General features: G+C 66.1%; 14 protein-coding genes. 10 read left to right on the top strand and 4 right to left on the bottom strand.

All coding sequences use genetic code 11. The features are described from left to right. Positions 1-62: 62 nt before the first annotated feature. The 4 genes from ACX1DW_RS20270 to ACX1DW_RS20255 form a co-directional block, all read right to left on the bottom strand. Positions 63-1,532: a sensor domain-containing diguanylate cyclase gene (locus ACX1DW_RS20270; RefSeq protein WP_458993422.1), complete on the bottom strand. Its 1,470-nt coding sequence runs from the start codon at positions 1,530-1,532 to the stop codon at positions 63-65. 210 nt (positions 1,533-1,742) lie between these two features. Then, positions 1,743-3,524 (bottom strand): PAS domain-containing protein, encoded by a 1,782-nt coding sequence (locus ACX1DW_RS20265; protein ID WP_458992265.1) that lies wholly within the window; start codon positions 3,522-3,524, stop codon positions 1,743-1,745. 71 nt (positions 3,525-3,595) lie between these two features. After that, positions 3,596-4,249, bottom strand: a complete 654-nt coding sequence (locus ACX1DW_RS20260; RefSeq protein WP_156245165.1) for a response regulator — start codon at positions 4,247-4,249, stop codon at positions 3,596-3,598. Positions 4,250-4,262: 13 nt separating this feature from the next. Next, the gene (locus tag ACX1DW_RS20255; RefSeq protein WP_458992264.1) at positions 4,263-6,305 is read right to left on the bottom strand and encodes a PAS domain-containing sensor histidine kinase; all 2,043 of its coding nucleotides are present in this window, start codon (positions 6,303-6,305) and stop codon (positions 4,263-4,265) included. A 256-nt stretch (positions 6,306-6,561) separates the two neighbouring features. Between ACX1DW_RS20255 and ACX1DW_RS20250 the strand changes: the two genes are divergently transcribed. From ACX1DW_RS20250 to ACX1DW_RS20205, 10 genes are all read left to right on the top strand, one after another. After that, the gene (locus tag ACX1DW_RS20250) at positions 6,562-7,647 is read left to right on the top strand and encodes a methyl-accepting chemotaxis protein (protein ID WP_458992263.1); all 1,086 of its coding nucleotides are present in this window, start codon (positions 6,562-6,564) and stop codon (positions 7,645-7,647) included. 21 nt (positions 7,648-7,668) lie between these two features. Beyond that, positions 7,669-8,034 (top strand): response regulator, encoded by a 366-nt coding sequence (locus ACX1DW_RS20245; RefSeq protein WP_015275608.1) that lies wholly within the window; start codon positions 7,669-7,671, stop codon positions 8,032-8,034. A gap of 1 nt (position 8,035) precedes the next feature. After that, positions 8,036-8,377: an STAS domain-containing protein gene (locus ACX1DW_RS20240; RefSeq protein WP_230724369.1), complete on the top strand. Its 342-nt coding sequence runs from the start codon at positions 8,036-8,038 to the stop codon at positions 8,375-8,377. After that, on the top strand, positions 8,367-10,613 hold the full coding sequence (locus tag ACX1DW_RS20235; protein WP_458992262.1) for a chemotaxis protein CheA: 2,247 nt from the start codon (positions 8,367-8,369) through the stop codon (positions 10,611-10,613). Before ACX1DW_RS20240 ends, ACX1DW_RS20235 begins: the two co-directional genes overlap by 11 nt. Then, positions 10,592-12,238, top strand: coding sequence for a methyl-accepting chemotaxis protein (locus tag ACX1DW_RS20230; protein ID WP_458992261.1), 1,647 nt, complete (start codon positions 10,592-10,594; stop codon positions 12,236-12,238). The genes ACX1DW_RS20235 and ACX1DW_RS20230 overlap by 22 nt, the downstream gene beginning before the upstream one ends. 10 nt (positions 12,239-12,248) lie before the next feature. Next, a complete protein-coding gene (locus ACX1DW_RS20225) occupies positions 12,249-12,746 on the top strand; it encodes a chemotaxis protein CheW (protein WP_017246051.1) in 498 nt (165 codons plus the stop codon). A 1-nt stretch (position 12,747) separates the two neighbouring features. Beyond that, a complete protein-coding gene (locus tag ACX1DW_RS20220) occupies positions 12,748-13,554 on the top strand; it encodes a CheR family methyltransferase (RefSeq protein WP_458992260.1) in 807 nt (268 codons plus the stop codon). Positions 13,555-13,624: 70 nt separating this feature from the next. Then, on the top strand, positions 13,625-14,692 hold the full coding sequence (locus ACX1DW_RS20215; RefSeq protein ID WP_458992259.1) for a protein-glutamate methylesterase/protein-glutamine glutaminase: 1,068 nt from the start codon (positions 13,625-13,627) through the stop codon (positions 14,690-14,692). A gap of 142 nt (positions 14,693-14,834) precedes the next feature. Continuing rightward, positions 14,835-15,770, top strand: a complete 936-nt coding sequence (locus tag ACX1DW_RS20210) for an ABC transporter substrate-binding protein (RefSeq protein ID WP_156245159.1) — start codon at positions 14,835-14,837, stop codon at positions 15,768-15,770. Next, entirely contained in the window at positions 15,764-18,154 is a 2,391-nt protein-coding gene (locus ACX1DW_RS20205) for a putative bifunctional diguanylate cyclase/phosphodiesterase (protein WP_267931264.1), read from the top strand. Before ACX1DW_RS20210 ends, ACX1DW_RS20205 begins: the two co-directional genes overlap by 7 nt. The last annotated feature ends 13 nt before the right edge of the window (positions 18,155-18,167 follow it).

The following is an 18,167-nucleotide window of genomic DNA, read 5'->3' as shown; positions in this document are numbered from 1 at the left end:
GTTCTGCGGCGCCCGAGCGAGCACCTGCACGCTGGCCTGGGCGGACAGCGCGTTCGGGCCTCTCACAGAGGATCAGCCGCAGCGGCGGTCGGCTTTCGCATGCCGTCGGAACATCCATCCGGCGCCCGCCTTGCAGCACAGACCTGGTTGCGCCCGTCGCGCTTGGCCTGGTAGAGCGCGCCATCAGCGCGGGCAATCAACTGCTCGACCTCGACGTTTCCCGTCTCCAGCTGCGCCAGACCGATGCTGACCGTGATCGCAATCGGGCCGGCGGAGGTCGGAATAGGCGTCTGCGCGACGGCGGCGCGAATCTTTTCGCCGACGCTATGCGCACCCTCGATATCAGTGTGCGGCAAGACGATGGCGAATTCCTCGCCGCCAAGGCGGCCAAACAGGTCATGCCCTCTCAGCATGCCGGCACAGGTGCTGGTGAACTGTTTGAGGACTGCATCGCCGATGGGGTGGCCATAGACGTCGTTGACCCGCTTGAAGTGGTCGATATCGAGCATCAGCAGGCTCAGGCATTGCTTATGGCGATGCGCCCGGGCGATCTCCGCTTCGAGGCTGGCAAGAAAGGCGCGGCGGCTGCCGACGCCGGTCAGTACATCGGTGTTGGCCAGCAGGGTCAGCTGATCATGAGCCTGTCGCAGCCGGTCGGCATTCTGGAAATACCGGTTGCTCAACACGAACACCAGCAAGGCGACCGCCGACAGCAGCAACGAAATGATGCCTGCCGAAGCGATCAGCAGCTCCTTGCGTTCATGGAACGCAGCCATGAAGTCCTTCGGCGACAACAGCACCAGGACCACGACGCCATCGTCGGCGAGTCGCCGGTAGGCGCCCAGGCGATACTCGCCATCGATCGAGCTCACCCCTTCGTAGTAGCCGTGCGCAGGGGCATTCGGATCGAAGTAGGGCTTGTCTTCCGGCACCTTGAAGCGTCCGTAGCGGCCGACGACGGGCTCTCCCGAGGCAATCGCACGCAAGCTGCGATCGGTACCGACCAGCGCGATGCTGCCGTTCGGGCCCACGTTGATCTGCTGGTAATAATCGGCAAAGAAGCTGGTGGGGATGGAGAGCACCAGCACCCCGGCGAACTCGCCATTCTGGTGAATGGGACGGGTGAACTGGATGGTCCACTGCTTCGACACCCGTCCCAGCACCGGTTTGCTGATGAACAGGCGGTCCTCGCCAGGGTGATCGCGATGTACGCGGAAGTGCTCGCGATCACTCAGGTCCACAGGCTTGATATTCGCGTCGAGGTTGGAAAAAACCAGTCGACCGTCCTTGTCGATCACTGCCAGCTGCGTGAGGAAATCGCCGTAGATAGCCAGCTCCTCGTCCACGTAGCTCGCGAAGTCGGCGTGTTCCAGCACGTCCTCGCGCATATCCAGGAGCACCATGTCCATCAGCCTTATCACGCTGTGTACGTGCGCCTCGAACGCAGTGGCCAGGTTCATCGCGTCGTTACGGGCGGCGTCCGTGGCCAGAATGCGCTCGTGCTTTATCTCATTGATAACGAAGACCCACATTGGCACCAGCGTCAGGGTCAATATCAGTGCTGCCAGAAGTCCTGCCTTGCGTTTCAAGCTTCACTCCGTCGCGTCCTACGCGAAGTTCTTGTTCTCGAAGCTAACAGACGAACGGTAGCGCCGGCCAGACACGTGACCGCACAACGCACCGGCATGAAGCGCGCTCGGCCGCGCTGTGTACGCAAGGGCAACACAGCCATCAGGCTGGAATCAGGCCATCGCCACTGGCTGGCGCACCGGAAGAAGTTCGTGGACGACCAGCACCTGCCGGGTCAGCGTACTCATCAGCAAGGCCGAGCTCTGGTACGCGCGCCGCTGACCATCACGGCCGTGCTCGTAGCTGAAGACGAACGGATCGCCAGTGCCGGCGAGCAGCGCCTCGATGCCGTCTGCCAGCCTGGCACCGGCATCGAACCCGTCGCCAGTGGCCGCACGGCAGCGCGCCAGGTAATCCAGCGACTTGCATCCGGACAAGGCAGCCGGAGCGTTGCCGCCGGCCATCCAGACCTGATTGGCGGTGATCAGCCTGCCGTTGCCATCGACCACCCCGATGGCTAGCGGCAAGGCATCGATGATCCCGCGGGTGAACGCCTCGGCGTCTTCCAGACGTGCCTCGCGCCGCTGCTGCTCGGTCACATCCTGCAGGCAGCCGACCAGCAAACCGGCTGGGTGGGCCTTGGTCCGAATCACCGTGCCGGCAAAATGAAAGTGGCGCCAATCCGCGGCGTCGGTGTCGCTCAGACGAACCCACGCATCGAACCCGGTCTGCCCCTCGGCCAGATCGAGCATGGCGGCAACGAACCCCAGCCGGTCCTGCGGGTGCAGACGCTCCAGCAACGCCTGGCCGGCAGCGGAGCCCGGCGGCATGCGCAGCAGTTGCAGGGCCTGGTCGGAGAGCTCCAGGCGTTGGTTCGCCAGGTCGAATTGCCAGTCGCCGAACAACCCGACCTGCTGGGTCAGGCGCAGGCGCGCCTGCACCGCCTGGGCGATCTGGGCGCTCGCCACGTCGCGACTGATGTCGCTGAAGAACAGGTACAGGCCGTCGGCATGCGGATAGGCATGAATGCGATACCAGCCCTGATACTGCGGCGAAAAGGTCTCGATGCGCCGAGCGATGCCCAGGTCCATCACCTCCTGCAACGCAACACCAAGCTCGGCGCCACTCGCCTGCGGCAGCAGATCCCAGAGCACGGTGCCGAGCAGTTCGCTGCGCGGACGCTGCAGAAGGGCGACCGCCCGGCCGTTGAGTTCCACCAGCCGCCACGAGCGATCGAGCCGGCAGAAACCGTCGTCCAGGTGCTCCAGCAAGGTGGTGAGTTCGTCGTTGGTGGCCTGCAGCTGGCACGTACGTTGCCGCACTTCGGTGACGTCCCAGGACAGCACCAGCATCGATGCTGCGCCGGTGGCCCCGGGCAGCGGCATGATCAGCACATCCCACCATTTCGCAACGCCGGCCAGCGTCGGACAAAAGCCGGAGAAGCGTGCAAGCTCACCGGCACGGGCGCGCGCGAAGGCGTCTCGCGCGGCGACAGCGGCTTCGCCGGGCCAGACCCCGAGCCAGTCCGAGCCGTGCAGCGCATCGAAATCGCATACGTCCATCAGTTGCCGGCCGCGTTCACTCATCGCCAGCAGTCGTCCGTGGGCATCGACCTCTTTCAGGCAGGCGCCCTCGGATTGCGCCCATAGCGAACAGAGCTGGCGCAGCAAGGCGACCTCCCCGTGCGCCCGCATCAGCCGCTTCCGCTGCTTCAGCAAGCGCGCGCAGAGGTAGACCGGCAAGGCGCCAGCCACGGCGATACCCGGCAGCACCAGCACGGGCCCGGCCGGCAGGCCGAGCGATCGCCACAGCACGCCGGCCAGCAGGCTCAATGCAGCCGCGACCAGAGCCAGCAGCCATGGCGCCTGCCAGAGCGGGCGTTGCGCGATTGCCGTGGGGCCGGCGTGCCGTGCCAGATAGGCGTCGACGAACACGTCGGCTGAGTGGGGATGCATGGTGAATCTCGCTTGCCGGGGCCAGGCCACACTGTGGCGCCGGAGCGGCCGGCGCGCTATCAGGCAAACCCCTAGTCGTCGGGGCTGATCAGCCCCTGCCGCACCGCGTAGAGCACCAGCGACGGTACGTCGTGCAGGTTCAGCCGCGCCATGATCTGCGCGCGGTGGGTGTCCACGGTTTTAACGCTGAGTCCAAGGCCGCCGGCGATATCGCGGGTCGATACGCCACGTGCGATCAGGCGCAGGATCTCGATCTGTCGCGGCGTCAGCGCCGGGGTCACGCCTGTTTCGCGGCTGCGCCCCTCGACGATCGCCGAGCTGATCACCGTTTGCGCGATCCCCGGACTCAGGTAGGACTCGTTGCGCGACAGCGCCTGCAGCGCCATGTCCAGTTCCTGCGCGGCGGCGTCCTTGAGCAGATAGCCACGGGCACCCAGGCGCAACGCTGCCAGCACGTAGTCGGCGGTGGCATGCATGGACAGGATCAACACCTGCACGTGCGGATACTGGCCGTGCCATTGGCGCAGCGCATCCAGCCCGCCCATGTGCTTCATGCTGAGGTCCAGCAGCAGAATGTCCGGACGCGCCTGGCGCAGGATCGCCTCCACGTCCTGGCCGTCGCCGCCCTCGGCGACCACCTCGTAGCCGGGCTGATCCTCGACCAGCGCTCGCAGACCGGCCCGCACCAGGGCGTGATCGTCTACCAGGGCAACACGCTTGTTCAAAAGCTCATCCTCATCAGTCGTTCGGCGCCGGCAGAAGCGCGGTGATGCGCGTCCCCATGCCCGGCAGGCTGGAAATCCGCAGGTCGCCACCGAATGAGGCGACTCGCTCGTGCATGCTGGTCAGCCCCAGGCTCTGGGCGCCCTGCAGCGCGTCTGGCACGTCGAAGCCGCAGCCATCGTCGAGGATTTCCAGACGCAATTCGTGTTCGTCGCAGACCATCAGGATGCGCACCGTGCGCGCCCGTGCATGCCGCGCGACGTTGTTCACCGCCTCCTGCACCAGCCGGAATGCCGCCACCGCCCGGCCGGGCGGGATTTCCGTGGTCGAGCCGCGAACCTCCAGCTCCCAGCTCGTGCCGCTGGCTTCGAGGAAATGCTGCAGGTGCCAGCGCACGGCTGCTTCCAGCCCGAGCGCTTCCAGCTGCAGCGGGTGCAGCGACAGCGACAGGCTGCGCACCTTGGCCAGCGCCGCATCCACGCCGGCTACCAGCGGTTGCGACAGGCGTTCGAACTCGCTGTCGCCAGCCTGGCGGCGGATCAGCCGCTGCAAATGCAGTTTCAAGCCGGTCAGGTGCTGGCCGACGTCGTCGTGCAGGTCACGCGCCACCTCGCGCCGCTCGATTTCCTGCACCTCGATCAGCCGCTGCGAAAGATGCTGCAGCCGCTGGTTGGCGTCCTCCAGATCGCGCCGCAGCTGCTCGGCCTGGCTGATATCGCGGATCAGCAGTTGCACCTCGGCGTCGCCATCGGCGGGCAACAGCGTTTCGGTCACCTCCGCCTCGAACGGCCGGCCATCTCGGCATACCAGCAGCAAGCGCTGCGGCTGACCGCCCGCAAGTCCGCGCTGCAGGGTCTCCAGCCGGGCAGCTTCGCGGGCGCGCTGATGTTCGGCGACGAAGTCGAGGAACGGCTGGGCGTTCAGCGGCTGCAGCGGATCGCCGGCCAGCAGACGGCGCGCAGCTGCATTGGCGTAGTAGATACAGCCCTGGCGCAACATCAGCACGCCGTCGGGCAGGCCGTCGACCATGCGTTCGTAGCGGCGCTTCTCGTCGGCCAGGTTGCTGTCTGCGGCCTTGAGTTCGGTGACGTCCATCAGCGCGCCAAACAGCGCCCGCTGGCGGCCGCCGAGAAGCTGTATGCGCTCGAACATCCAGCGCTGCTCGCCATCCGCGCCCAGCACACGGAACTCATGAGCGAGACTGCCGTGCCGCTCGGCCCGCTCATGGGCAGCGGCGACCGCTGAGCGATCATCCGGATGCAGGCGATCGAGAAAGGCCGTCCAGCTCAGCGCACGAGCGTTGGCGACGCCGAACACGTCAGCCATCTCCGGCGCCCAGTCGATCTGCTCGCTACCCGGCAGCCGCTGCCAATGCCCCATCCGGGCGACCTGCTGCGCCAGCTCCAGCTTCCCCAGACGACCGGCCAGCTGCGTTTCGGTCTGGAAATGCGCGCTGACATCCTGCGCCATCAACAGCGTGAAAGGCGACTCGTCGACATCCAGCGCACTGCAGAGCACTTCGACATTCAGCTCCCGGCCGTCGCGCGCCACATGCTGACGCAGCCCGGCCAACTGCTGCGGCGTTGCCGGCTGAGCAAGCGCCTCCAGCCGTTCACGCTCGTGGGCCGCATACAGATCGAGGACTTCCAGCTGGGCGAATTCCTCGGTGCTGTAGCCGTAGGCCGCCACCGCCTGGCGATTGCCGCGGACGATGCTCAGGGTGCGCGTGTCGAACAGCCACATCGGTGCTGGATGCCGATCGAAGAGCATGCGGTAGCTGTTCTCGGCGCGGCCCACCAGCTTCTGCGAGCGCATCACCCCATCCGCCAGGCGCCGCGTGTACCACCAGATTCCCAGTGCGGTGAGCAGCACGAACAGTGCGATGCGCAGGGTATAGCTCGACTCGGGCAAGCCCAGCGCGGTGATGATCAGGTTCGTCACGAAGATCCACACCGCCGCCACCAGGGCATAGGCGAGGACTATCTTCCACGGCGCCACCCTCAGCGCACGGCGTGAGGCATGAAGACTCGCAGCGACATCGGCAGCATTGGGGATCATTCGATGCTGTCACTCCTCGAAGGCGCCCCCGGCATGAGGCGGTGGGGACGCGCATTGCGCAAGTCTCACTGTAGACAGCCCACTGCGCCGCTTGATCGCCAACGGGCGTAGCCGAGTTGCTCAGGACCGATGCCCGGCAGATTCGCGGAAAACTTTAGCCCCCGTGTGCCCTAGGCCACCCTAGGGGTTTGCCCGATACCCGCCCCGCTCCCGGCTGCCTATCGTTCGCCGCACATGAACCGGGAGGCAGGGTGAGATGATCGCCTACAGCGCACTTTGGATTGCAATCGCCGCAGGGCTCGCAGGCGTGGGCCTTGGCTGGCCATGGATGACCGTCGTCGGGCTGCTCGGCAGCGCCGGCGCCGCGCTGCTGCTGCGCCCGGCCGCACCGACGCCGCAGGCAAACCCCGAGCCGGCAAGCGCACCGGTAGCGCCGGCCAGCTCGGCAGTCGAAGCGCTGCTGCTGGCCGTGGTTCCCACCTGGCGCAGCAACGTGGATCAGGTGCGCCAGGTGCAGCAAGGCAGTATCGGCGAACTGTTCAGCCGCTTCTCCGGCATGACGCAACGCCTGCAGCAGACCCTGAACACTTCCGAAGCGGTGGTCGGCGGCAACGGCATGGCCAGCAGCCTGCGTCAGGCACGCGATCAGCTGAATACCGTAACGGGTGCCTTTCATGCCGCCAGCGAGCGCAAGGCCGAACTGCTCGGCACCATCGGCGAGTTGAATCAGCACGCCAGCGAATTGCAGAACATGTCGCGGCTGGTTCAGGACATCGCCCGCCAGACCAACCTGCTGGCGCTCAACGCCGCCATCGAGGCCGCCCGTGCCGGCGACTACGGCCGCGGTTTCTCGGTGGTCGCCGATGAAGTGCGCAAGCTGTCCACGCTGTCCGCCGAAACCGGCCAGGACATGGACCAGAAGGTCGGTGAAATCAACCAGGCGATCAGCGCCACGGTCAGCGCCGCCGAGGAATTGAGCAATACCGAACAGAGCAACCTGCACTACCTCGATGAAGTGACCGGAGAGGTCATGCAGGGCCTGAGTGCCAGCCTGGAAGAGCTCTCCGACACCTCGCTGCTGCTGCAGCAGGACACCCGCCACACCCAGGCGGACATCGAAGAGATCGTCGTCAACCTGCAGTTCCAGGATCGCACCGACCAGATGCTCGACCACCTGCAGCAGGACATGCAGCGCCTGCACGAGGCCGTCGAGCATCAGGACAGCGCCGTGCTCGACCCGCAACGCTGGCTGCGCGAGCTGCGCCAGCGCTTCACCACCGACGAAGAGCGCCACGGCGTCAAACGCAGCAGCGCCTCGACCGACGACGTGATCTTTTTCTGACCCCGCCAAGGAGACATTTTCATGGGCAAGACCATTCTCATCGTCGACGACTCGCAGTCCATGCGCCAGCTGGTGAAGATGACCCTCACCGGCGCCGGCCATCAGGTGATCGAGGCGGTCGATGGCCGCGATGCACTGACCAAGCTCACCGGGCAGAAGATCAACCTGATCATCAGCGACGTGAACATGCCCAACCTCGACGGCATCGGTCTGGTCAAGGCGGTCAAGGCCAACCCGGCCTACCGTTTCACGCCGATCTGCATGCTCACCACCGAAAGCGAGCAGGGCAAGAAGGCCGAAGGCCAGGCCGCGGGAGCCAAGGCCTGGATCGTCAAACCGTTCCAGCCGCAGCAGCTGCTGTCGGCCGTCGAAAAACTGGCCGGCTGAAATGTTCACACTCGAGCAGCAGGCCAGCGAGGCCGGCACGTGCCTGGTCCTGAGCGGCAGCCTGACCATCTATGAAGTGCGCGACGCCCGCGACGCGCTGCTGCGCGCGTTCGGCGCGCAGCCCAGCGGCCACTGGCAGCTGGACCTCAGCGCACTCGACGAACTGGATACCGCCGGCGCTCAGCTGCTGCTCGCCGCGCAGCGCCAGCTGCGTCTGAGCGACGCCATCCTGGAAGTCTGCAACCCAAGCGCCAGCGCGCTCGAACTGCTCCAGCTGCTGCGTCTGCAGGCGCTGTTCTCCAGCCACGGGCCGGCAGCCAGCGGAGATCGCCATGCTCAATGACCAACAATGGAGCCAACTGCTGCTGAGCTTCGTCGAAGAAGCTCATGACCTGGCCAAGCAGGCCGAGGAATACCTGCTGCAGCTCGAGCAGACGCCGACCGACGAGGACGCCATCAACGGGCTGTTCCGCGCCATGCACACCCTGAAGGGGTCGGCCGGCCTGTTCTCGCTGACGCCTCTGGTGAACTTCACTCATCACCTGGAAAGCCTGCTGATGAAGGTCCGCGAGGGCCAGCAGGCGCTCACGCCGGTGCTGCTCGACCTGCTGCTGCGCGGCCTCGACGAGATCAATGCGATGGTCGAGCTAATCGACGCCGAGAGCGGCGAGCTGACCGTGGACGAAGCGCGTCATGCCGGACTGATCGCGGCCCTGACCGGCCATGACGCCAGCCCGCTCATTCCGCTGACCGTGATCGAGCCAGACGCCTGCAAGGCTTTCGGGCGCCTCGACAAATGCGCCAGCTGCGACCAGGAGGCGGCCTGGCACATCTCCTTGCGCCTGCAGCCGGAGATCCTCGGCAATGGTTTCGACCCGGCCTCCTTTCTTCGCTACCTCGGCCGGCTGGGCGACATCCTGCAGCTCGAAGTGATCGACGACGCGCTGCCGGCGCTGGCCGATATGGACCCCGAAAGCTGCTACCTGGGCATGGAGATCGACCTGTGCACGACGGCCGGCAAGGCCGAGATCGAGGAAGTCTTCGAGTTCATCCGCGACTTCTGCACACTGCGCATCCTGCCGCCGAACGCCGCGCTGGAAGATTACCTGCAGCTGATCCACGACCTGCCGGAAACCGACCAGAAGATCGGCCGCATCCTCGTCGCCAGTGGTCTGCTCACCGAGCTGGAACTGGACCAGGCACTGCGCCTGCAGGCAGCCGAAGCGCAGCAGCCCCGTCCGCTGGGCAGCGTGCTGGTGGAGCAAGGCATGGTGCCGGCCCAGGGCGTCAATGCAGCGCTGGCCAAGCAACAGACGGTACGCGAGAAGCGCAACCAGGAGAGCAGCCAGATCCGCGTCGCGGCGCACAAGCTCGACGAGCTGATCAACCTGGTCGGCGAACTGGTGATCAGCGCCGCCGGTGCCCAGCTGCGGGCCCAGCTGAAGGGCGACGCCGCCTGCATCGAAAGCACGCAGACGGTCAATCTGCATGTCGAACAGATCCGTGAGGCGGCGCTGAAGCTGCGCATGATCGAGATCGGCGACACCTTCAACCGCTTCCACCGCGTGGTGCGCGACGTCAGCCAGCAGCTGGGCAAGGACATCCGCCTGGAAATCCAGGGCGCCGACACCGAACTGGACAAGGCGGTGATCGATCGACTGGCCGACCCGCTGACCCACCTGGTGCGTAACGCCATCGACCACGGCATCGAGCCGGCCGCTCAGCGCCTCGCCGCCGGCAAACCGGCCGAAGGGCATCTGCGCCTGGACGCCTATCACGAGTCGGGGATGATCGTCATCGAAGTCGCCGACGACGGCCGCGGCCTGAACACCCAGCGCATCCGCGAGAAGGCCGTTGCCCGCGGCCTGATCGATGCCCAGGCCAACCTCAGCGATCACGATGTGCAGATGCTGATCTTCGCCGCCGGCTTCTCCACCGCCGACAACGTTTCCGACCTCTCCGGGCGTGGCGTGGGCATGGATGTGGTGCGCAGTGCCATCGATGCGCTGCGCGGCACCATCGAGATCGACTCGCGCCCCGGCGAAGGCTGCACCTTCCGCATCCGCCTGCCGCTGACCCTGGCCATCATCGATGGCTTCCTGATCAGCCTTGGCGACGACTACTTCGTCATTCCGCTGGACATGGTCACCGAATGCCTGGAGCTGGAAGCCGATCAGCTCGATGGCACCGCCTACGGCTACCTCGACCTGCGCGGCCGACCGCTGCCGTGCCTGTCACTGGCCGCGCATTTCAAACTGCGCGAAGCGCCCAGCAAGCGCCGCAACATCATTGTCGTCAGTCACGGCCGGCAACAGGCCGGGCTGATCGTCGATCACCTGCACGGTGAACTGCAAACCGTCATCAAGCCCCTCGGCCAGCTGTTCCAGCATCTGCAGGGTATTGGCGGCTCAACCATTCTCGGGAACGGGCAAGTCGCCCTGATCCTGGATATTCCCAGTCTGTTCCGTCATCTGCACACCCACGTCGAAGCGAGCCCTGCTGATCTGCGTACCAGCCAGCCCCGCCAGATCGCCGCAGGTCAGCAAGGAGAAAACCCATGCAACTCTTCCGCAACATGAAAATCGGCGCGCGCCTGACTCTGGGCTTCCTGGTGGTGGTCGCGCTTACCGTCACCGTGGGCCTGTTGGGCATTCGCAACCTCGAGCACGTCAACGACCTGTCAGACCAGATGTATTCGCGCGAAATGATCGCCCTGAACAACATCCAGTCGGCCAACGTACAGCTGGTCTACGTCGGTCGCGGTATGCGTTCGAGCCTTCTGGCAACGAGCCTGGAAGAACGTGACGCGGCCATCAAGCAGACCCGTGAAGCCATCAGGAAAATGTATGAATACATAGAGCTGACTCGCCCGAGCTTCGTGACGCCGGAAGGCAAGGCGCAATTCGAGTCGCTTAGCGAGCCGATGCAGGCGTATGTGCAGATGGTCGAGCAGGTGCTCAAGCTGCGTGAAGCGTCCAGCGAGGTGCGGCCGGCCGACGAGCTGACCGTCATGCTTCCACGCCTGCGCGAAACCGGCAGCAAGGCAGACGATCTGCTGACCGCGCTGGTCGAGCGCAAGGTCGCCAATGCCAAGCAGGCCAACGAGCAGATCACCGGCATCTACCTCGGCTCGCGGACTCAGATGATCGGCCTGGTGATCATCGCCGCCGTGCTCGGCTTCGGCATCGGTATCCTGGTCACCCGCAGCATCACCCGTCCGCTCAATCGTGCCGTCAGCGTCGCCGACAGCCTCGCCGCCGGCGATCTGGGCGTGCAGCTGGAGGTCAACAGCAAGGATGAAACCGGGCGCCTGCTCAGTTCGATGAACAACATGGCCGAACGCCTGCGCAACGTCATCAGCGACGTTCGCAGCGCCGCCGACTCGCTGTCGTCGGCCTCCGAGGAAGTCAGCGCCACCTCGCAATCGCTCAGCCAGGCCGCCAGCGAGCAGGCCGCCAGCGTCGAGGAAACCACCGCCTCGGTGGAGCAGATGTCCGCCTCGATCGCACAGAACACCGAAAGCGCGAAGATCACCGACAACATTGCCGGCAAGGCCGCCAATGATGCCGTCGAAGGCGGCCGTGCGGTACGCGACATGGTCCAGGCGATGAAGCAGATCGCCGACAAGATCGGCATCATCGACGACATCGCCTACCAGACCAACCTGCTGGCCCTCAACGCCGCCATCGAGGCCGCGCGCGCGGGCGATCACGGCAAGGGATTCGCGGTGGTCGCCGCCGAAGTGCGCAAGCTGGCCGAGCGCAGTCAGGTCGCTGCCCAGGAGATCGGCGGTGTCGCCAGCAACAGCGTGCAACTGGCCGAGCAGGCCGGGTCGCTGCTCGACGAGATCGTGCCGAACATCCAGAAGACATCCGACCTGGTGCAGGAGATCACCGCCGCCTCGCAGGAGCAGAGCAGCGGAGCCGAGCAGATCAACATCGCCATGGGCCAGATGAACCAGATCACCCAGCAGAACGCCTCGGCTTCCGAGGAGCTGGCCGCCACCTCCGAGGAGATGAACGCCCAGGCCGGACAGCTGCTCGAGCTGATCAGTTTCTTCCGCTTCGACGCCACCAACACCGCCTCGCAGCCGCTGCGGCGCCCGGTGCCGTTCGCCAGCCCACGCCCCGCCGCCAAGAGCCCGCGTGGCGAGCAGCGGGCACTGGCGTCGGTGGACGACAGCCAGTTCGTCAGCTTCAGCTGAGGGTGCGCGCATGAACCAGATCGCCAACACCGAGCACAGCATCCAGCACCTCTCGTTCCGGGTTCGCCAGGCGCGCTATGCCCTGCCGATCGAGCTGGTCCGGGAAATCATCGAGTACGGCCAGATCACCAGCGTGCCGATGATGCCTGCGTGCATCCACGGGGTAATCAACCTGCGCGGCAACGTGGTGCCTGTGCTGGACCTGGCGGCGCGCTTCGGCATGGAGCGCACCGCCGCGGGCAAGCGCACCTGCATCGTGATCATCGAACTGGAGCTCAACGAGGTGCAGCAGCGCATCGGCCTGGTGGTCGATGCGGTGGATGCGGTGCTGGACATCGAAGGGCATGAAGTCGAGCCGGCGCCGCCCTTCGGCACCGGCATCCGCACCGACTTCATCGCCGGCATGGCGCGCAACGAGCAGGGCTTCACCATCATTCTCGACGTGCGCCGGGTGCTCTCGCTGGACGACATCCTGCAACTCAATCGCGCCATGGCGCTGGCAGGCTGAAGTGACGACGTCCCACCTGCCGTCGCTGGGCGATCGGGAGTTCCGCTATCTGCAGAAGATGATGGCCGAGGCTTCCGGCATACGCATGAGCGAAGGCAAGCGCCCGCTGGTGGCCGGCCGGCTGATGCGCCGGCTCAGGGCGCTGGGCCTGCGCGACTATGCGCAGTATCTGGATCTGCTGCGCGCACCGGAGCAGCAGGTCGAGCGGCGGCTGGTGGTCGACCTGCTGACCACCAACGAAACCTACTTCTTCCGCGAGCCACAGCACTTCCGCTTTCTCGCCCAGTGGCTGGAACGCCGCAGCGGGCCGCTGCGCTGCTGGAGCGCCGCCTGCTCCAGCGGCGAAGAGCCCTACAGCCTGGCCATGGTACTGGCCGAGCACGCCAGCTCCGACTGGTCGATCCTTGCCAGTGACCTGAGCCAGAGCGTTTTGCACAAGGCTCGCGAGGCGGTCTATCCGATGACCGATACCGACGCTTTCCCACCCGGCTGGCTCAAGCGCCACTGCCTGCGTGGTGTCGGCGCCCAGGATGGCAACTTTCGTATCAGCCAGGCGCTGCGCGAGCGGGTCAGCTTTCGCGAGATCAACCTCATGCGGCCGCTGCCGCAGGATCTCGAACCGATGGACCTGATCCTGCTGCGCAACGTGCTGATCTACTTCACCGCCGACGACAAGCGCGCCATCACGGCTCGTCTGTTGCAGCACCTGCGCCCGGGCGGTCTGCTGTTGATCGGCCACGCCGAAAGCGTGCAAGGCTTCGGCTTGCCGCTGCGCGGTCTGGCGCCTTCGGTATTCGAGCGTCTATGAGCCGCTCAGCCCCCTCCGCGACGTTCCGACGCACCGGGTCGAACCGCGTCTTGCCGCCCAGGAGTCGCTCATGATCAAAGTCTTCATCGTTGACGACTCCGCGCTGGTGCGCCAGGTACTGACCGCCTGCCTGGATCGTCACCCCGGCATCCAGGTCATCGGCCAGGCTGCCGACCCGCTGTTCGCCCTGGAGAAGATGCAGCGCGACTGGCCGGACGTGCTGGTGCTGGACGTGGAAATGCCGCGCATGGACGGCATCACCTTTCTGCGCAAGATCATGGCTGAACGACCGACACCGGCGATCATCTGCTCGACCCTCACCGAGGCCGGTGCGGCGATCACTCTGGAAGCGCTGGCAGCCGGAGCCGTCGGTGTGTTCACCAAGGCCAGGCTGGGCCTCAAGGAAAGCCTGCAGCAGCTCTCCAGCGAGCTGATCCGGCAGATCGAACAGGCAGCCCGCAGCCGGCCGCGCGCCGCCGTGCGTGCGCAGCCGAAACCCAGCAGCCCGTCCCGGGAGCCCTCCCGGGAGCCATTGCCCGCGGCGGGGCTGACCACCACCGATCGTGTCATCGCGCTTGGCACGTCGACCGGCGGTACGCAGGCACTGGAACTGGTGCTGCGCCAGTTGCCGGCGGACAGCCCGGGCATCGTCATCGTCCAGCACATGCCGGAGAAATTCACCGCAGCCTTCGCCCAGCGCCTGAACCACCTGTGCCAGATCGAAGTGCGCGAGGCGCGCCACCTCGATCGCGTGCGCGCCGGGCTGGCGCTGGTCGCGCCCGGCGGGCGGCACATGCAGCTCAAGCGCAGCGGCGCGCAGTACTTCGTCGAAGTGCTCGACGGGCCGCCGGTCAACCGCCACAAACCCTCGGTGGATGTGCTGTTTCGCTCGGTGGCGCGGCATGCCGGGCACAACGCACTGGGCATCATCATGACCGGCATGGGCGACGACGGCGCACGCGGCCTGCTGAACATGCGCGAGGCCGGTGCCCGCACCGTGGCCCAGGACGAAGCCAGCTGCGTGGTTTTCGGCATGCCCAAGGAGGCCCTGCAGATCGGTGCCGCCCAGAGCACCGAGGCCCTGGAAAACCTGCCCAGGTTGATCACCGACTATGCCCGTGCCACTTGCCGGAGTTGAGCACGGTGCCGCTGCAGACGAGCGTCGCTGATGCGATTCAGCGCACCGCCGATACGTCGCGCCTATATCCCCTGCTTTCGAAGGGATTCCCGTGACCGTACGGTTTCGCTATGGTGGCTAACAGGTATCACGGAGTGATCGCATGGTTCGGGGCTCAATCCTCTTGCTGTTGTTTGTCGCCTTGCTCGGCTGCCAGCCCGAATCGGATTCGATCCGTATCGGCAGCAACCGCTGGCTTGGCTATGCGCCGATCTATCTGGCGGACGATCTGGGCTGGACTGCCCCCAGTGGCATCCGTCTGGTGGAATACCCGAACACCACAGGTGTGCTGCGCGGCTTTCGCAACGGCATGCTGGACGCCGCCATGCTCACCCTCGACGAAACGCTGCTGCTGCAGGACAGCGCGGCGGAGCTCGACCTGGAGATCATTCTGGTCACCAACGTCTCAGCTGGCGCCGATGCGCTGTTCGCCCGCGCGCCGCTGACCAACCTCAAGGACCTGGCCGGCCAGCGCATCGGCGTCGAAAACACTGCGCTGGGCGCCTACTTCCTGTCCCGCGTGCTGGATCAGGCCGGGCTGCGGATCGACGATCTGCAGGTGGTCAGCCTGCCAGTGCATGAGCAGGCCGCCGCCTTCGCCGCCGGCGATGTCGACGCTGTCATCACCTTCGCTTCGGAGGGCCCGACGCTGGAAAGCAAGGGCGCCCGGCGCATCTTCGACAGCCGCCGGCTGCCGGGCGAGATCGTCGACGTACTGGTCGTCGACCGGCAACGCGTCACCCGCGAGCAGCGTCGGCGCCTCCGGGCCCTCTGGTTCGACGCGCTGCGCACCTGGCAGGACAATCGCGGCGAAACCGATCCGCGCCTGCATGCGCGCCTGGGCCTGACGCCGATGGCACTGCAGGTCACCCTCGACGGCCTGTTGATGGGTGATCGCGCCGTCAACCGTGAGTGGTTCGACGAGGGCCAGTTGCAGCAGAGCATCGGCCAGCTCAGCCAGTATCTGCGCGAACGCCGGCTGCTCAACGGTTCGAACCCGGTCAATCTGATCGCTCGCTGCGAGGGTCGAAAATGCTGACAAGTTTGTCGCTGCGTCGATCACTGCCCCTGCTGCTGGGCATCTTCGGTCTGCTGTTCACGGTCATGCTGACCGCCTGGCACCTGCCGACCCGTATCGAGGAAACCCTCGCCGGCTGGCGCAATCACACCTCGCAGCATCTTGCCCTGCTGCAGAGCAGCCTGAGCGATCATCGCCGCCTCGGCCGCAACGCCGAGCTGGAAACCGAGCTGGCCGATCTGGCCAGCCTGGAAGGTGTACGCTGGGCGATGGTGATCGACCGCGGGCTACAGGTGATCGCCACGACCCAGCTGGGCCTGTCCCCCGAGCGCCTGACGCTGATCGATGCCAGCGAACTCGCTAAACAGGTGAACGGCGGCCGCGCGGGTTGGTTCGGCGAAGGCTCCAGGCAGCTGGCGATCTACCCGCTGGACCGCGTCGCCCAGGACGGCACGCCGCTGCGCGAAGCGCTGCTGGTGGAGTACGACTTCGCGCCGATGCTGGCGCAGACCAAGCGCGAGGCCTGGTTCTACCTGGCGCAGACGCTGACCCTGTTGCTGCTGCTCGGCTTGATCCTCAACCGCCTCTATGGCCGCCTGCTGACGCGCCGCCTGGCCCGCATCGACCAGGCCGCACGCCAGTTCGCCATTGATCAGCAACCGCAGAACCTGTCGGTCGACGGCCGCGACGAGATCGGCCGGCTGGCCAGAACCCTCAATCAGATGATGAACCAGCTGCACGAGCGCCAGCTGGCGCTCAGCGAAAGCGAGCAGCTGTTCCGCGACCTGGTGGACACCGCGCCAATCGGCATGCTGGTGGTCGACCGCGAGCTGCGCGTGCTGCAGGCCAACCCTGCGGCGGCAGCGCTGTTCGGCTGTACCCCGGCGGAGCTGTTGGGCAATCTGCCGAGTGATCGCCTGCTGGAAAGCGACGCCACCACCCGGCTGCTGAGCACCCCGGCGAACACGCCGCTGGAGCTGACCGGTCGCCGTCATGATCAGGAGGTGCCGCTGGAGATCAGCTGCACGCCATTCCAGCGCTACGGCGTTCGCCATTTCCTCGTGCTGCTGCGCGACATCAGCGACCGCCTGCGCGCCGAACAGCGTCTGCGCTTTCTTGCCCACTTCGATCCGCTGACGCAGCTGGCCAATCGCAACTACCTGGTGCAGCGCCTCGAACAGCTGCTCGCGGCGCGCCTGCCGCTGACGCTGCTCTACCTCGACCTGGACCACTTCAAGCGCATCAACGACAGTCTCGGCCATGAGATCGGCGACAAGCTGCTGGTGCAGATCGGCGACCGCCTGGGCCGGCTGATGCCCGAGCATGCGCTGCTGTCACGCAGCGGCGGCGACGAATTCATGCTGCTGCTCGACGGCAGCGACCACGCCCGCGCCGAGCAGCTGGCCCAGTGCATCATCGAAGGCTTCCAGCCGCCGGTGCGCATCGGCCAGTACGAGTGCTACGTCAGCCCGAGCATCGGCGTTGCCATCAGCGACGGCCGGCACAGTGCCAGCGACCTGCTCAAGCAGGTGGACCTCGCGCTGTATGCGGCCAAGGATGCCGGCCGCAACTGCACGGTGTTCTACAACGAGTCGCTCAGCGATGCCGCCGCCGGCCGCCGCGCCCTCGAGCAGGCTCTGCGCCGGGCGCTGGACCGGGACGAGTTCGTGCTGCATTACCAGGCCCAGGTCAACGCCCAGGGCGAGCCCGAAGTCATGGAAGCGCTGCTGCGCTGGAATTCGCCGGAGCGCGGACTGGTACCGCCCGGAGAGTTCATCCCGGTGCTGGAAGAGAGCGGCATGATCATCGAGGCGACCCGCTGGGTGTTTCGCGAGGCCTGCCGCCAGGCCTGCCGCTGGCACGCCATGGGCCATCCGCTTCGCATCGCGGTCAACCTGTCGCCGCTGGACTTCCGCCAGGCCGATCTGGCCGGCAGCCTGCTGGCGATCCTCGCCGAAGAGGGTGCGTCGCCCGCCATGCTGGAGCTGGAGATCACCGAAAGCGCGCTGCTGGAGGCCGACGAGCATGTGCAGCAGACCCTCGGCCGTCTCAAGGCCGCCGGTTTGCCACTGCTACTCGATGACTTCGGCACCGGCTATGCCTCGCTGACGTACCTGCAGCGCTTCCGCTTCGATGGCATCAAGATCGATCGCGAATTCGTCAGCGGGCTGCCGGATAGCGAGCAGTCCGTCGCGCTGGTGCGTGGCATCCTCACCATGGCCAGTCACCTCGGCCTGCACGTGGTCGCCGAAGGGGTGGAGAACGAGCGTCAGGCGGCCTTCCTGCGCCTCAACGGCTGCCCCAGCCTGCAAGGCTTCCACTATGCGCGACCGCAGCCGGCAGCGCAGTGCCGTCTGCAGCTGAATGGCCGGCCGGTCAATCTGCAGCTGCCGCTGGACGGCTGATCGGCATCGATAG

This window comes from Stutzerimonas sp. KH-1, assembly GCF_054483855.1.
The sequence above is the reverse complement of the archived record's forward strand: the minus strand, read 5'-3'. Positions and strand labels throughout refer to the sequence as shown.

Coding starts and splice junctions, on each gene's coding strand:
- ACX1DW_RS20270 (WP_458993422.1), bottom strand. CDS start 1,532: ATGTGGGTCTTCGTTATCAATGAGATAAAGCACGAGCGCATTCTGGCC.
- ACX1DW_RS20265 (WP_458992265.1), bottom strand. CDS start 3,524: ATGCATCCCCACTCAGCCGACGTGTTCGTCGACGCCTATCTGGCACGG.
- ACX1DW_RS20255 (WP_458992264.1), bottom strand. CDS start 6,305: ATGATCCCCAATGCTGCCGATGTCGCTGCGAGTCTTCATGCCTCACGC.
- ACX1DW_RS20250 (WP_458992263.1), top strand. CDS start 6,562: ATGATCGCCTACAGCGCACTTTGGATTGCAATCGCCGCAGGGCTCGCA.
- ACX1DW_RS20245 (WP_015275608.1), top strand. CDS start 7,669: ATGGGCAAGACCATTCTCATCGTCGACGACTCGCAGTCCATGCGCCAG.
- ACX1DW_RS20240 (WP_230724369.1), top strand. CDS start 8,036: ATGTTCACACTCGAGCAGCAGGCCAGCGAGGCCGGCACGTGCCTGGTC.
- ACX1DW_RS20235 (WP_458992262.1), top strand. CDS start 8,367: ATGCTCAATGACCAACAATGGAGCCAACTGCTGCTGAGCTTCGTCGAA.
- ACX1DW_RS20230 (WP_458992261.1), top strand. CDS start 10,592: ATGCAACTCTTCCGCAACATGAAAATCGGCGCGCGCCTGACTCTGGGC.
- ACX1DW_RS20225 (WP_017246051.1), top strand. CDS start 12,249: ATGAACCAGATCGCCAACACCGAGCACAGCATCCAGCACCTCTCGTTC.
- ACX1DW_RS20215 (WP_458992259.1), top strand. CDS start 13,625: ATGATCAAAGTCTTCATCGTTGACGACTCCGCGCTGGTGCGCCAGGTA.
- ACX1DW_RS20210 (WP_156245159.1), top strand. CDS start 14,835: ATGGTTCGGGGCTCAATCCTCTTGCTGTTGTTTGTCGCCTTGCTCGGC.
- ACX1DW_RS20205 (WP_267931264.1), top strand. CDS start 15,764: ATGCTGACAAGTTTGTCGCTGCGTCGATCACTGCCCCTGCTGCTGGGC.